Raw genomic sequence first — 14,031 nt, forward strand, 5'->3', positions numbered from 1 at the left:
GTGAATTTTAAATTTTTTTCTTCGAAGCACCGATCGCCATACTGTACTGTGCCGCATGACGCTGCTCTGTCAGTTCCTTTTCGTAAAAGATCACACCATTATGATCATATGGATCGTTGAACCAGTAGCCATTCTCATCATATCCCACCAGAAGCATACAATGCTCATTGGAAGTCCATTCAAACCGCTCACCGGAATCCAGAAGTTTCCACTCCGGCCCCGGGATCTCCTTTCGCATATTGATGCAGGCCCAGAAAACTACCGGCATCCCGCGGTCAATGTACTTTCTGCACAACTCTTCTATGGAAGTTCCTGTCTCATTGACAAATGCAAAAGTATCTCCTGCCGCCCGCTCAAGTGCTCCCTTAAGTGCCGGTGCATAGCATCCAAAAGCCTCATCATCATAAGGACTTCCACAGAAAAATTCGTTCGGATCCGGTCCATAAAGTCCGTCCTCTCTCTGCTCCATCGCCCTGCACCTGAGGCAGTTCCGGATAAAACCATCTACCGTAATATCACACCCAAGATAACGGAGAAGCATGACAGCAGTGACGCTCTCGCATCCTGTCGGATATCTGCCGCTCTGGTCGATATAAGGTACTTTGATCTTCGTCATATCTCCTGTCTCTTTCCTGTCAGATATCATCTACTTTGCAACTTTGCGGAGCACAGTAAGGACCGCAAGCAGCAGGATAAGGCTGACTCCCAGGACGATCCACCATACATGGACAAAGCCTGCAAGCAGGAAGCCCACTGCGGATACCACTGCAACTACAGCCGCGTACTGCATCTGTGTCGTTACATGATTGATATGATTACTCTGTGCACCTGCTGAGGACATAACCGTTGTGTCAGAGATCGGCGAAACATGGTCTCCGCAGACAGCTCCGGAAAGAACCGCGGATACTGCAATGATCATCATCTGCATATTGTCGGCACCCGGAAACATCGCAATCGCGATCGGAACCAGGATTGCAAACGTCCCCCAGCTTGTTCCTGTTGAGAAAGAAAGGAAGATCGCCACCAGGAACAGGATCGCCGGAAGGATCACACTTGCAGATGCATTGGTGCCTACGATCGTCTTGACAAAAGTTCCGATCTCAAGTGCATCGCCCATTCCTTTCAGGGACCATGCAAAGATCAGGATCGCGATCGCCGGGATCATCATCTTGAATCCTTCTACAAAGCTGTCCATAAACCCCTTGAATGTGACAACTTTTCGCGGAAGATACAGCACGAGCATAAATAATACGGTGATCATCGTTGCAAAGATCAGACTGGTCTCTGCATCACAGCCGGAAAAAGCAGTGACGATATCTGTCGCTCCGCCAAGGAATCCTGTATAGATCATCGCACCGATCGCAGTTCCGATCAGTACCAGGACCGGAAGGATCAGATCGATGACATGACCGTTGGAAGAAATCTCTTCTTCCTTGACCTGATCAAATTCTTCTCCGCCGGAAGTAAAAAGATCTCCTCTTGCCGCATTCTGTTCATGTTTCTTCATAAGTCCGAAATCAAATCCGGTACCGATCATATAAAATACCATGACCAGGGTAAGAAGTGCATACAGGTTATACGGGATCGTCCAGAGAAAAAGCTGGAATCCTGTGATCCCTGCATCTGCCGGCACATAAGAGTTGACTGCTGCCGCCCAGCTTGAGATCGGTGCGATAATACAAACCGGTGCTGCAGTCGCGTCGATTATGTAAGCAAGTTTCGCACGCGATACTCTGTACTTGTCTGTGACCGGACGCATAACAGAGCCTACGGTCAGACAGTTAAAATAGTCATCCACAAAGATCAGGATACCAAGTCCTGTTGTTGCAAACATTGCGCTCTTTTTATTCTTGATCTTACTGCCCGCCCAGCGTCCATACGCCGCTGATCCTCCTGACTTCGCCATCAGTACAATGATCATTCCAAGCAGAACGTCAAAGATCAGAATATTCAGATTCATACTGCTCTTCATGATGTCAAACAATGCTACAAACGCATTCCACGGATGAAAGCCCGTATAAAGCAGTGCTCCCATTGCCACACCGATAAACAGTGAGCTGTAAACCTCCTTCGTGATCAGCGCCAGCGCGATCGCCAGCAGCGGTGGAACCAGTGACCACCAGGTTCCGATAAACATTGATCCATTCATTTCGTTTCCCCCTCTTATTTTTTAATTTATCAATGCCCTTTAATACTGTCGAAATCAGGTGTTCCGTACAGGTCGAACGGTGTACTCTGATATACGTAATAATTCAGCCAGTTTGTATACAGATTGTTTGCATGTGCTCTCCACATAAGCAGCGGTTTGTTTGCCGGATCGTTTTCGCGATAATAATTCTCCGGGATTTCGATCGGGAGTCCCTTGCTCATGTCACGCTTGTACTCGCCGTCCAGTGTGACACGGTCATATTCCGGATGTCCCATCACAAAGATCTTCCTTCCACCTTCTGCCATTGCCAGGAAAAGTCCAGCTTCCTCGGATTCTGCCAGGATCGTGATGTCCTTGCAGGCACGGATGTCCTCGATCGGGACCTCTGTATGTCTGGAATGTGGTGCAAGGAACATATCGTCAAACCCTCTTACCAGCGGGATCTTGCGGTTCAGGACTTTGTGCCAGAACAGACCGAACATCTTGTGGTCAAGCTGGCGTTTCTTAAGTCCATAGAAATGATAAAGACTCGCCTGTGCAGCCCAGCACAGAAAGATCGTAGAGGTCACGTGGTCAGAAGTCCAGTCCATGATCTCCTGGAGTTCGTTCCAGTAGTCTACTTCTTCAAATTCCATCTGCTCGACCGGAGCTCCTGTAATGATCATTCCGTCAAAACGTCTGTCTTTGAGATCAGAAAAAGTCTCATAGAATTTATTCAGATGACTGATCGAAGTGTTTCTTGCCTCATGGCTCTCCACTGCCATAAAAGTCACATCCACCTGCAGCGGTGTGTTGGAGAGAGAACGCAAAAGCTGAAGCTCTGTCTCCTCCTTGAGTGGCATCAGGTTCAGGATCAGGATCTGGATCGGACGAATGTCCTGATGCACAGCCCTTCCCTCGTCCATGACGAATATATTTTCTCTTTCCAGAATTTCTTTTACCGGTAAATCCCCCTGTATTTTAATAGGCATTTTCCGTTCCTCCTTTATGTGCTTCTTTCTATATATTATTGTTCTGTCATTTTGATAAAGTCTTCCTCAGACAAAATTGGAATCCCAAGTTCCCTGGCTTTTTTGTTTTTGGATGAATTGGATGTGGTATCGTTGTTGATCAGGTAATTTGTCTTGCCTGTGACGGTACCTGTCACCTTGCCGCCCAAGGATTCGATCAGCTTCTTGGCTTCGCCGCGGTTGCTGAAATGCTCCAGGCTTCCTGTGATAACAAAATTCATTCCTGCCAGTGTCTGGTTCTCAGAAACTTCTTCTTTATTAATATGAAGATATCCAAGCAGATGATCCAGCTTGCGGTTGTTTTCCGGATCTTTGAAATATTTCGTGAGGCTCTTTGCGATCACCGGGCCGATTCCATCGATCGCACTGATCTCCTCTTCCTCGGCTGTCCGGATCTTGTCCAGATCATCATCAAAATGCCGGCAGATCACTCTCGCATTGGAAAGTCCGATGTTAGAGATTCCAAGACTGTAGATCACCTTCGCAAGTGTTGTCTCCTTTGCTTTGTCAATGCTTGCTATAAGATTGTCATAAGATTTCTCTCCAAATCCTTCCATTGTCACGATCTCTTCGCGATGCTTCGCGATCTCAAAAATATCTCCGAAATCATGGATAAAACCTTTGGCGATGAATTTCTCCAGTGTAGCTTCAGACAATCCGTCTATATTCATGGCATCTCTGCTTACAAAGAGTGTGAATGCCTTGATCTTCTTCGCAACACAGTCCGGGTTCATGCAGTAGAGAGATTCTACTTCATTTTCCTGAATGACCCTGGCTTCCTCACCGCAGACCGGACAGATATGCGGGATTTCCAGATTACTGCTCCTGGTCAGATTCTCTGCGATCTGCGGAATGATCATATTTGCCTTGTAGACCTGGATCGTATCGCCGATCCCAAGCTGTAATTCCTTCACAATGCTGACATTGTGGACACTTGCACGGCTGACGGTCGTCCCCTCCAGTTCCACCGGATCAAAAACTGCGATCGGATTGATCAGTCCTGTTCTCGACGGGCTCCACTCAATCTCACGAAGCGTCGTTTCGCGGATCTCATCTGCCCATTTGAAAGCAAACGCATTTCGCGGGAATTTCGCAGTACTTCCAAGTGAATCTCCATATGCAATGTCATCATAAAGCGCAACAAGTCCATCGGATGGAAAATCATTATTCTCGATCGCATGAGAAAAATAATCCATCGCTTCGTCCAGGCTTTCGCCTGTCACCATACGGTATTCCACCACCTCAAAGCCCTGAGATTTCAGCCATTCCATCTGATATGCCCTGGAATTATGCATATCCACATCCTGTGCAGATACCAGCGCAAACGCATAAAACCTTACATTTCGCTCCGCGGTGATCTGATTGTTCAGCTGTCTGACCGATCCGCTACAGAGATTTCGCGGATTTTTGTATTTGGCATCGACATCTTCGATCGTTTCATTGATCCTCTCAAAATCGGAATAGGTGATGATTGCCTCGCCCCTCAGCACAAGCCTTCCCTGATAGGCGATCTTAAGCGGGATATTCTTGAATGTCCTTGCATTATTAGTAATGACCTCTCCGACGATCCCGTTTCCTCTGGTGACCGCCTTCTGAAGTTCCCCGTTCTCATAGGTAAGGACAATGGTCAGTCCATCCATTTTCCAGGAAAGCAGTGTCGGATTGGTTCCTATAAAAGCTCTGAGTGTCTCTCGCTCTTTGGTCTTGTCGAGAGAGAGCATCGGAGATTCGTGTGTTTCCTTTGGCAGTGCATCTACTGCCTCATATCCTACATTAACAGTCGGACTGTCTGCCAGAACGATGCCTGTTTCTGCTTCCATTTGCTCCAGCTGATCGTACAGAGCGTCGTATTCTCTGTTGCTCATGATCTCCCGGTCTTCCTGATAATAGGCCTTTGCCGCTTCGTTCAGTTTTTTTACCAGTTCTTTCATTTGGTTTACGGCTGCTGTTTCCATGATGTCCTCCTGTCTCTTTGATCGTTTCACTTGATGAATTTCGGATCCGTTTTTCTAATTCCTTCCATTCTTCCTTTCGGATCTCACGGTATTCTCCCGGATCCAGCCCATCAAGGGTCAGGTTCATGATCCGGACTCGCTTAAGTGTCTGCACCTGATATCCAAAATATTCGCACATCCTGCGTATCTGACGGTTCAGCCCCTGCGTCAGAATGATCTGAAAACTTCTCCGTCCGGTTTTCTTTACCGTGCAGGGTCTCGTCACCGTGTCAAGGATCGGAACGCCGCCCCGCATGCCCTTAAGGAAATCCTCCGTAATCTCCTTATTTACTGTCACAAGATATTCTTTCTCATGATAATTCCCTGCACGCATGATCCGATTCACAAGATCGCCCTGATTCGTCAGAAGCAGCAGCCCTTCCGAATCCTTATCCAGCCGTCCGACCGGATAGACACGCAGCGGATAGTTAAGGTACTCCGTCACCGTCGTTTCATTTCGCTGTTTCTTGGTGCTGCAGACAATTCCTCTCGGCTTATAAAACAGCAGAAGGACTTTTTTATTCTCTCTCGTGATCGGGTGTCCGTCCAGGCAGAGTTCTGCATCTGCCGTTATCCTCTCTCCTGTTTTTATCACAACGCCATCCAGCGTAACTCTCCCCGCATCGGTAAGCTGATCGGCATCCCGCCTGGAACATACGCCTGCGTTGCTTAAGTATTTATTTATTCTGATCGTTTCTGTATTTTCTGTTTTGATTTTTTTATCCATTGTTCTATTATATAATTTTTTCTTTTTGACCGCAACAAAGAGTTTCAGGTTTTCCTTTTAATTCCAGCCTTAATTTTGACGGACTCTTGTATTTTTGTGTCGATTATTGTATCATGTATAGAAGTCCGGGCTTTTGTCTTCTCAGACAGACCCGGTATTATTTTCATAAATGTTAGGAGGAAACGGCATGCCAAGCCGCAAAAAACATACAAATCCGTTTCTGCTGCTCATTGCCATCGCTATCTGTCTCGTTCTTGGTGTCACGCTCAGACAGTCAAATGCTGATTTTTCTGTTCTCAGCGAGAAACCTTCTCAGTCAGTTGCTTCTGTATCTGACAGCCAGGAACAGAACGAGCCTGATTCTGACCAGAAATCCGTTTCACCTTCCGAAACTGCCACACCTTCTCCTACAGAGAAGCCATCTTCATCTGAACGCAAAATTTCTGATGTGGCAGCTTCCGGAGTCTGGACTTCCAGTGGAAGCGACTGGCTCTTTATGGTAGACAGCAAAGCCTATACCGGATGGCTCACAGACACAGACGGCAAAACATACTATTTCAACAAAGATGGTATTATGCAAACCGGATGGGTAGATGCAGACGGCAAACGTTACTATATGGATCTGGACGGTATCATGCAGACTGGTGTTGTCACTGTCGACGGAAAAAGCTATGAACTTCTTGATGACGGTTCACTGAAAGGCTACAAAGCAAAGACAAAAAAGGCCACGACAACACCCACTGCCAAAGCAAAAGCCTCAAAGTCCAAAAATAAATCGTCTGAAAAAACAGCCGATAAATATGTGGCTCTGACCTTTGACGACGGTCCAAGTTCTTTTACGAACAGACTGCTTGACTGTCTGGAAGCAAACAATTCCAAAGCTACCTTTTTTATGGTCGGCAAAGAAATCGACAGTTTTCCTGATGAAGTTAAACGCATGGAATCTCTGGGCTGTGAACTCGGAAACCATACTTATTCCCATGTAGATCTCACAACACTTGCCCCGGAAGATATGTCTGCCGAAATTGCAGGTGTAGATGAAGATCTCGTCAATCTGGTCGGACACGGTGCCACGGTACTTCGTCCTCCATATGGAAACATCAATGATTCTGTACGATCAACCGTTGGCACCCCTATGATTCTCTGGTCGATCGACACACTGGACTGGGAAACGCAGGATGCCAGTCAGATCACAGAGGCTGTCATGTCTCAGGTTCAGGATGGTTCAATTATTCTGATGCACGACATCTTCAGTACTTCTGTAGATGCTGCTGAGATTTTTATCCCGAAATTAATCGAGGAAGGCTACCAGTTAGTCACGATTCACGAACTTGCCAAAATCAAAGGCACAGAACTTACCACCGGCATCGCATACGGTGATTTTACCGGTCAATAAAAAAGAAATCTGCGTATACACCAAAACGCAGATTCTTTTTTGGTCCATAAACCCGGACATAACAAAAGGCACAGAAAATCTGTGCCTTTGCCTTACGTTACTGAAGCAATCCACTGTATACATATCCAGTCTGCCCGTCATATTCAATTTGAATCCAGTCACCTTCCTGACCGAGAACCTGTACCTGATCTCCTTCATCCAGACCACCGATGATATTATCCTCATCGCTGTTGGCAGCAGATCTCACATTGCACCCCTCTGCAACAGTCATTGTCGTACCATCCGATGTCTGTGATGTGGTGGAATCCACCTCTTCTCCCAGTCCATTCAAAAATGCAGCAAGTGCTGTGTCATCCTGCTGTGCCTTCTCATAATCTGCCTGAACTTCTGCTGTAAGTTTCTTAACATCCTCATCGGATTTCAGTGAGTCCATGTAATCGGAAACTTCCTTATTCTGTTCCAGATCGCCCAGAATCTTATAACTGCCGTCACTGTCTCTGACTATATAAGAACTCCATAATGAAGGCGCAGATGTATCTATCCCCTTACAAATAAAACTTCCACGTGTATATACTACATAGGAATTCTCGTCCATGCCCTTCTTCGCATATACATGGTCAACCTGATATCCTTCTATATAATCTTTGGCATTTGTAATTCGCGACTCATCAGAAGGCGTCAGATTGCTGACCAGTGTTCTCAGTGTGGTAATATCTCTTTCCCCTAAAGCCTGATAATAGCTCTTCATAAGTGCGGTGATCTCGTCACTGCCTTCTTCCAAGGGATTCGTGTCTTCTTCTTTCTTCCCGTCGTTTGTCTCCCCATCATCTTCCGGAGAAGAAGGATCATTTCCCTGGCTGTTGTCCTCCACTGTATTCTGTTCTTTCTTAGAAGTACCCTTCCCACTTCCAATACAGGCACGAACGCCAAAGAACAATACAGCTACGATTATCAGAATTGCTCCGCCAAGCATAAAATAGCGAAGGTTATCCGATAACCATTCCCTGAAATTATCCAAGTTCTTGTCCTCCTTAAATTACAACGCACCGAGGCAGACCCATTACCCAGTGCAGCACACCTGAAGGGAATCGAACCCCCGCACATGGTACCGGAAACCACTGCTCTATCCACTGAGCTACAGGTGCAAATGTGTTAAGACGCAATACTCTTAACACATGATATATTATCACATCTTACTTGAAAAGTAAAGTTTTTTATTTTATATACACAATTGCATAAAATTGTAGTTACGATTCTCCAAGCAAAGGACTTCTGTATTCTTCTACTGAATTTCCAAGCCGATAAACACTGTATTCTCCGACTACTCCAAGCTCCTGATAGTGACAGGCTTCCAGTTCCTCTTTCTGCTGTTCATTTGGAATTTTTACCACAAGATAGTTGCATTTAACCCATTCAGCATATTTTGCAATATTTGCGTAATTAAATGCAGGTGCATTGATTTCGAAGTACAACTGTCTCCTCGCCCCTACCGCACCGCCGGATCCTCTTCTTCCAAACGGAAGATAAACCGATGGATCGTAAACACGAATATACGAACTGACATACTCATCTGCCACCAGCAGGAATTTCTTTCCATCTGCATCCTGCTTCGCAAGTTCACAGATTCCTGCAACTACGTCCGGAACCTGCTGATAATTATTTACCTTATGATAGTAGCCCTCTGTATAAAACTCTTTGCCGCCCCAGGCGATCATTCCTGCAAAAAGCACCAGAAGAACCGGCTGCAGGAAGCTTTTCCTTCCACGGATAAACTCTGTCAATGCCAGTGCGATCACCGATGTTGATGGTACAAGCCACAAAACTCTCCAGTAAACATTCTCTCCTATACATTTCTGTATGATTTTTGCCGTATATGGAAAAAAGAACAGAAAAAGCATCAGAAAAACATATGCCAGTACATACCGGGTCGTTTTCTTTTTGTGTTTAAAAATCAGCAGATAAAGAAGTGCAATTACCAGAAGATATGGAAAAATGCTGCTCCCCCAGTAATTATTCCAGAATCCCAAAGATTTTTTAATCATTTCTTTCATCATATTCTTTTATCCTTCACACAATCAAAATGTAAAAAACTCCGAGCACCAGAGAAGGAATGCAGCAGATGATTCCCTTCAAAAAAGTTCTCCAGTCCCTGCGAATCACCAGGCAAAGCAGTAGAAAAACTCCAAGCATCATTGTCCCCAGAATGATTCCCATAGATGACAGAAGGCAGCAGCTTAAATCTGCCATTGCAAGAAGAACCCAGGGATATTCCGGTTTTTTCTCCATGAGCACAGACTGGCAGATATAAAGCAGAAGCGGCAGAAAAGCAGATGCCAGCAGTGCCTTGCCCTGCCAGATACGAATCATCTGAAAGCTTCCTGAATTATATACAGAATATGCTGAAAAGCTACAGATACATGCTGTCAGGAACAAATACATTCCCTGCGCTCTTTTATCACCGGGAAACCATTTCTTTCCAAGAAGATATTGAACACTGTAAACTACCGGAAGAAAAACTGCCGGGAAAATCATATGCGCCATGATCGCTGGATGAAGTCCCGCACTGAGCTGGCTTACCACCGCAAGAAATACAGGGAACGGAGAAAGTATATATCTGCTTGCAATACCATAATACTTCTGTCCTGTATATGGGATAATTTCAAAGATCGTATCCGTCTGTACACCAGAGGTCGCCTGAGCCACATAAAAAGCATCATCTGCATCCATATGTGCCAGTAGAACACACATTGCCATCTGTGCCAGAATCAGGATCAGTGCGATCCAGAAATAGATTTTTTCTCTGTCAAAAATACCGGACAGACGAATAGTATCTTTCGCCTTCACCGTCACAAAAACACCTGTCAGAGACAGGATCAGTGCGATACTTCCATAGGAAATCACCAGCACATGCAGCGGCATTTTCAGAAACGTCATTGGAAGGGTCAGAACCTCCATGATCGAAAAAAGGATCAGATAACCGCTCACGAAACGTTCAGTCAGAAGGGGCTGCCGTCTTTTGACAAACGGCAGTCTTCCCACTGCAACCGGTACAAGGATAAGCCAGAAAACAGCCAGGATTCCCTTCATTGCCATTTCCATATTTATTTCTCCATCTCTTTTTCAAGGATCCCCATCGCGATCTTCTCCGGAGTGATCGGAAGTTCACGTACACGGACTCCTGTTGCATTATAGATTGCTTCTGCAAGTGCCGGACACGGGGTATCAATGACAAGCTCTCCAATGGATTTCGCTCCGAATGGGCCACTCTCCTCGTAACTGCTCTCAAAATCAACACGGATCTTACCGATATCCATTCTGCTCGGGATCTTGTACTGCATGAAGGAATTGTTGCGGATCTTTCCCTTATCTGTATACTGTACATCCTCAAACAGTGCCATTCCGATTCCCTGTGCGATACCGCCCTCGGTCTGCACCCGGGCAAGATTCGGGTTGATCGGTGTTCCACAGTCAACAACAGCAACATAATCAAGAACATCTATATTTCCTGTTTCTTTGTCTACTTCGACCTCGACCATTCCGACCATGAACGGCGGAGGGGACAGCGGTGAGGAATGCTGTTTCACTACCTGCAGTTCTATATTGTTAAAGAAAGTACTCTTAAGCCCAATTTCCTCGAGAGAAACTTTTTTATTCTCATCCTCGATACAGAATACATAAGAGCCGTCAAAATCAACGTTCTCCTGCTCTGTCTGCAGCATTTCTGCTCCGAGTTCACAGATTTTTTTGCGGAGCTCCTGGCAGGCTTTTACGACTGCCATACCGGTTGTATAGGTTGTTGCAGATGCATAGGAACCTGAGTCATATGGAGAAATATCAGTATCTACACTGAATACTACGATATTTTCCATCGGAGTCTCCAGACAGTCTGCAGCAATCTGTGCCATGACAGTATCGCATCCGGTTCCCATGTCTGTACAGCCAAGTGCCAGAGTGTAGGAACCATCTTCATTCAGCTTGATGTCTGCACCGCCGACATCAACACCTGCAATAGAAGAACCCTGCATTGCCATCGCAACACCCAGACCGCGTACTTTGCCATTGCCCATATCCTGAGAGAGTGATCTGGAATCCCAGTTCATCATTTCCTTTGCTCTTGCCATACAGCGATCCATTGCACAGCTCTGTGCATATGGGACATCTGGATATCCCGGAAGCGGACCGCCCTCTACCGGCATGTTCAATTCTTTCATCCTGGCCGGATCCATTCCCATCTTGTGTGCCAGTTCATTGACCGCAGATTCAACCGCAAAAATACCCTGCGTTGCTCCATATCCACGGTAAGCTCCTGCTGCCTGCACATTCGTATAAACGACATCAAAGCAAAAACGATATGCTTCGGTATGTCGGTAAAGTCCAATGGATTTGTGACCACTTAATCCTACGGTTGTAGAACTGTGTTCTCCATACGCACCGGTATTTGACAGTGTATAGACATCCAGTGCACGGATGATACCGTTCTCATCTGCACCTGCACGGACAGTGATCTCCATCTCGTGACGCGGTGTGGAGCAGATCATCGATTCATATCTGGAATAGATCATCTTGGACGGACGGCCTGTCTTCCAGGTTACAAATGCCGGGTAGATCTCACTGACAGAAGTTTGCTTTGCGCCAAAGCCACCGCCGATCCTTGGTTTGATGACACGAACTTTGGATGCCGGAATATCCAGTGCACGGCCTACGATTCTTCTGATATGGAAAGGAATCTGTGTAGAAGAAAGTACGATCAGACGTCCAAAATGGTCCATATAACATGCTGTGCGGAAAGTTTCCATCATAGCCTGCTGGTTTGCCCTGGTGTGATAAGTGTGTTCTACCGTATATGCACATTCACTTAAGACTTTATCTACATCACCATGTTCTTCCCTTGCTGTAGCACATAAGTTTCTCTTATTATCGCCGCCAAGCGGGATCTTGAGTTTCCAGTCCTCCTCCGGGTGCACCAGGATCGGATTATCTTTTGCAGTATGGATGTCGAAGACCGGTGTTTCCACCTGATATTTGACCTTGATCCGCTTAAGTGCCAGATCAACAGCCGCCTCTGTCTCACCTGCAACGATCGCAACTGCATCTCCGACAAAACGCACATGACGGTCAAGGATCAGTCTGTCATCCGGGCTCATCTCCGGTGCAGTCTGTCCTGCAAGTGTAAAACGCTTCTGCGGAACATCTTCATAGGTAAAAACACAGACGATGCCAGGAACTTTCTTTGCTGTATCCGTCTTGATCGTGTCGACCCATGCATTGGCATGAGGGCTTCGCAGGACTTTGACGATCAGGGAATCTTTCGGTGCCAGGTCGTCCGTGTACACAGGCTTTCCTGTTACCAGTGCCATGGCATCTGTTTTCTGGACAGGTTGATTTACATATTTCATTTTATGCTTCCTCCTGTGTTTTCTTATAATTAAGGTATTTCAGGATACTTGCGGTCTGGGAGACAAAACCGGAACATCTGCACAGATTTCCTGCAAGGTATTCCTTGATCTGCTCTTCATCCGGTTCCTCGAGTTCACGGAGCATCGCGATCACATTCATGATAAATCCCGGATTGCAGAAGCCGCATTGTTCTGCACCTTCATTTGCAAGAAAAGTTCCAAACTCCTCTGCTTCTTTCTGAAGTCCTTCCAGTGTCACGATCTTCTTTCCATCGATCCTTACAGCGAGCATGGAACAGGAAAGGATCGGTTTCTCATCCATCAACACCGTACAGAGACCACAGTTTGCTGTCTCACAGCCTCTCTTGACACTGTAACAGCCTTTTTCCCTCAGAAAATCGATCAGGAGCATTCCCGGATCGACTTCTTCCTGACGCTGTATTCCATTCAGCCAGAATTTAATATTCATCCTTCATTCCCCCTACTACTTCCCAGGCTCTTCTCGTAAGAACTTTTACAAGAAGGGTTCTGTATTCTTTGGATCCTCTCATGTTTCCGCTAGTCGGAACATGTTCTGCTGCATAGTCTGCAAATTTCTGAATTACTTCTTTCTTTGCTTCTTCACTCTTCTGATCAAAATTTCCAAGGATGTCTTCCTGATCCTCTACGACCATGGCACGGGCAGGCCTTGCACCGATCACTGTCCTCGCTTCGTTTCCGATCAGAGAAACACAGCAGGTCAGTACCGGAAAGTCTGTCTTTGTATTTCTCTGGCTCATATAACAGACGCGGAGAGGCTGCTTCTTTACAATAATATTTACAAGGATATCGTTATCTTTCTTCCGATCCACAAACTCTGTCAGCGGAATTTTTCCTGCATTGTGAAGTTCTACCCAGGTATCCATCCCCAGGAACATGGTCAGTACATCCGAGAAACCGTATCGTCCCCAGATACTGCCGCCGACAGTCGCACAGTTTCGGAACTGCACGCCAACAATGTGCCGGACACTTTCTCTCACAGCCCCCTGCGTATATTCATTCAGTCTCTTATCAGTCTCAAGTTCTCTCAAAGTCGTCATGCATCCGATCACGAATTCCTCATCCGTTTCCTGAATGCCAGCAAGTCCAAGTCCGGAAAGATCAATGGCTGTGGAAATATTTCGATTTCCCATCTTAAGCCATACCATTCCGCCAAGCACGATCGCTGTTTTTTTCTGATTCAGCTCATATGCTTCCTCAATGCTGTTTACTTTCACATAGCTTTTAATCTTTAGCATCTGTGCATCGATTCCTTTCTTTCATCCAATTTTAAAGGTATAAAGGCATACATTATTTAATTTTAGCAGAAAAATTCCGAAA

Annotated in this window: 11 protein-coding genes, 1 tRNA gene and 1 pseudogene; 1 reads left to right on the forward strand and 12 read right to left on the reverse strand. The window is 46.0% G+C overall.

Annotated elements, in window-relative coordinates:
* Positions 1–7 precede the first annotated feature (7 nt).
* The 5 genes and pseudogenes from DXC01_RS03340 to DXC01_RS03360 form a co-directional block, all read right to left on the reverse strand.
* A complete protein-coding gene (locus DXC01_RS03340; protein ID WP_118698254.1) occupies positions 8–616 on the reverse strand; it encodes a C39 family peptidase in 609 nt (202 codons plus the stop codon).
* A 30-nt stretch (positions 617–646) separates the two neighbouring features.
* Positions 647–2,149 (reverse strand): Na+/H+ antiporter NhaC family protein, encoded by a 1,503-nt coding sequence (locus DXC01_RS03345; RefSeq protein ID WP_118698255.1) that lies wholly within the window; start codon positions 2,147–2,149, stop codon positions 647–649.
* A gap of 29 nt (positions 2,150–2,178) precedes the next feature.
* Positions 2,179–3,120 carry a homoserine O-acetyltransferase MetA gene (metA, locus tag DXC01_RS03350; RefSeq protein WP_022213738.1) on the reverse strand — a complete coding sequence of 314 codons (942 nt, stop codon included), beginning with the start codon at positions 3,118–3,120 and terminating at the stop codon, positions 2,179–2,181.
* 35 nt (positions 3,121–3,155) lie between these two features.
* The gene (gene ligA / locus DXC01_RS03355) at positions 3,156–5,114 is read right to left on the reverse strand and encodes an NAD-dependent DNA ligase LigA (RefSeq protein WP_118698256.1); all 1,959 of its coding nucleotides are present in this window, start codon (positions 5,112–5,114) and stop codon (positions 3,156–3,158) included.
* Positions 5,115–5,205: 91 nt separating this feature from the next.
* Positions 5,206–5,880: pseudogene (locus DXC01_RS03360) on the reverse strand (pseudouridine synthase); the annotation flags it as partial.
* A 187-nt stretch (positions 5,881–6,067) separates the two neighbouring features.
* Here DXC01_RS03360 and DXC01_RS03365 point away from each other — a divergent pair.
* A complete protein-coding gene (locus DXC01_RS03365) occupies positions 6,068–7,276 on the forward strand; it encodes a polysaccharide deacetylase family protein (protein WP_022213740.1) in 1,209 nt (402 codons plus the stop codon).
* A gap of 97 nt (positions 7,277–7,373) precedes the next feature.
* On the opposite strand, the gene DXC01_RS20495 is transcribed toward DXC01_RS03365, so the two are convergent.
* From DXC01_RS20495 to DXC01_RS03400, 7 genes are all read right to left on the reverse strand, one after another.
* Positions 7,374–8,294 carry an SH3 domain-containing protein gene (locus DXC01_RS20495; RefSeq protein WP_022213741.1) on the reverse strand — a complete coding sequence of 307 codons (921 nt, stop codon included), beginning with the start codon at positions 8,292–8,294 and terminating at the stop codon, positions 7,374–7,376.
* A gap of 55 nt (positions 8,295–8,349) precedes the next feature.
* Positions 8,350–8,421 (reverse strand) — tRNA-Arg (locus DXC01_RS03375).
* 102 nt (positions 8,422–8,523) lie between these two features.
* The gene (locus tag DXC01_RS03380) at positions 8,524–9,330 is read right to left on the reverse strand and encodes a hypothetical protein (protein WP_118252273.1); all 807 of its coding nucleotides are present in this window, start codon (positions 9,328–9,330) and stop codon (positions 8,524–8,526) included.
* Positions 9,331–9,343: 13 nt separating this feature from the next.
* The gene (locus DXC01_RS03385; protein ID WP_118698257.1) at positions 9,344–10,375 is read right to left on the reverse strand and encodes a DUF6077 domain-containing protein; all 1,032 of its coding nucleotides are present in this window, start codon (positions 10,373–10,375) and stop codon (positions 9,344–9,346) included.
* A gap of 2 nt (positions 10,376–10,377) precedes the next feature.
* A complete protein-coding gene (locus DXC01_RS03390; protein ID WP_118698258.1) occupies positions 10,378–12,672 on the reverse strand; it encodes a xanthine dehydrogenase family protein molybdopterin-binding subunit in 2,295 nt (764 codons plus the stop codon).
* Position 12,673: 1 nt separating this feature from the next.
* Entirely contained in the window at positions 12,674–13,141 is a 468-nt protein-coding gene (locus DXC01_RS03395) for a (2Fe-2S)-binding protein (RefSeq protein WP_022213745.1), read from the reverse strand.
* Positions 13,131–13,949: an FAD binding domain-containing protein gene (locus tag DXC01_RS03400; RefSeq protein WP_118698259.1), complete on the reverse strand. Its 819-nt coding sequence runs from the start codon at positions 13,947–13,949 to the stop codon at positions 13,131–13,133. The genes DXC01_RS03395 and DXC01_RS03400 overlap by 11 nt, the downstream gene beginning before the upstream one ends.
* Between the last annotated feature and the right edge of the window lie 82 nt (positions 13,950–14,031).

Source organism: Blautia sp. OM07-19, assembly GCF_003481595.1.
In the GTDB taxonomy this organism is placed as follows: domain Bacteria; phylum Bacillota; class Clostridia; order Lachnospirales; family Lachnospiraceae; genus Blautia_A; species Blautia_A intestinihominis.

Bases quoted from the DNA above. Each gene is read 5' to 3' on its own strand.
- DXC01_RS03340 (WP_118698254.1), bottom strand. From the start codon at position 616: ATGACGAAGATCAAAGTACCTTATATCGACCAGAGCGGCAGATATCCG.
- DXC01_RS03345 (WP_118698255.1), bottom strand. From the start codon at position 2,149: ATGAATGGATCAATGTTTATCGGAACCTGGTGGTCACTGGTTCCACCG.
- metA (WP_022213738.1), bottom strand. From the start codon at position 3,120: ATGCCTATTAAAATACAGGGGGATTTACCGGTAAAAGAAATTCTGGAA.
- ligA (WP_118698256.1), bottom strand. From the start codon at position 5,114: ATGGAAACAGCAGCCGTAAACCAAATGAAAGAACTGGTAAAAAAACTG.
- DXC01_RS03365 (WP_022213740.1), top strand. From the start codon at position 6,068: ATGCCAAGCCGCAAAAAACATACAAATCCGTTTCTGCTGCTCATTGCC.
- DXC01_RS03380 (WP_118252273.1), bottom strand. From the start codon at position 9,330: ATGATGAAAGAAATGATTAAAAAATCTTTGGGATTCTGGAATAATTAC.
- DXC01_RS03385 (WP_118698257.1), bottom strand. From the start codon at position 10,375: ATGGAAATGGCAATGAAGGGAATCCTGGCTGTTTTCTGGCTTATCCTT.
- DXC01_RS03390 (WP_118698258.1), bottom strand. From the start codon at position 12,672: ATGAAATATGTAAATCAACCTGTCCAGAAAACAGATGCCATGGCACTG.
- DXC01_RS03395 (WP_022213745.1), bottom strand. From the start codon at position 13,141: ATGAATATTAAATTCTGGCTGAATGGAATACAGCGTCAGGAAGAAGTC.
- DXC01_RS03400 (WP_118698259.1), bottom strand. From the start codon at position 13,949: ATGCTAAAGATTAAAAGCTATGTGAAAGTAAACAGCATTGAGGAAGCA.